This window comes from Mesorhizobium sp. P2_A8 (assembly GCF_056404935.1).
The window spans coordinates 1-798 of the sequence record NZ_JBFUDB010000033.1; the positions used below are offsets into that span (position 1 = coordinate 1).

General features: G+C 69.2%; 1 protein-coding gene. It reads right to left on the minus strand.

Features of this window, described 5'->3' with window-relative positions:
- The coding region (locus AC1D10_RS35560) for a DUF5801 repeats-in-toxin domain-containing protein (protein WP_477279987.1) at positions 1-761 on the minus strand (761 nt) is incomplete at its 3' end.
- Positions 762-798: the final 37 nt, after the last annotated feature.

Genomic DNA, 798 nt, shown 5'->3' on the forward strand with positions numbered 1-798 from the left:
GGAGCGCCCTGGACGATGCCCGCCGTCGGGCCGTCGTCCTGGAACTGCACGGCATCGCCGATACCGGTCGAGTTGGTCGCGGTGTCGCCGTCGCCGTCGGTGACCGTCACCACCGCCAGCAACGCGCCGTCGGTGATCGACACCGAATCATCTGGGTTGGCGGTGCCCGGGTGCTTCAACGAAGCGTACTGCGCCACGCTGACGACGCCGCTCGTGCTGTTGATCGCGACGGCGAATGCTGCCGCCCCAGCGGCCCCGCCGATGCGGCCGACCACCAGGTCGCCTTCCTTGAACAGGAAGATGCTGGTGCCGGCGGTCGTGTCGAGGCCGGAATCCACGCCTGCGGCGGACACCGCCAGCGAGAATGCCGTCGTGCCGCCTTCCTGGTCGGCGCCGAACGAGCTTCCGGTGGAACTCACCACCGCGCCTGGGTCCTGTGCGTAGCCGGTCGGGCTCAGATCGGAGCTGACATTGCCGACGCCCGCGAACAGGGCGACAACCCCTGCCGCAGTGGTGTCATCGGCATCTGCCTGGATGCCCGTGGTCTCGTCATGCGCCACCGTCGGAGCGCCCTGGACGATGCCCGCCGTCGGGCCGTCGTCCTGGAACTGCACGGCATCGCCGATACCGGTCGAGTTGGTCGCGGTGTCGCCGTCGCCGTCGGTGACCGTCACCACCGCCAGCAACGCGCCGTCGGTGATCGACACCGAATCATCTGGGTTGGCGGTGCCCGGGTGCTTCAACGAAGCGTACTGCGCCACGCTGACGACGCCGCTCGTGCTGTTGATCGCGACGGCG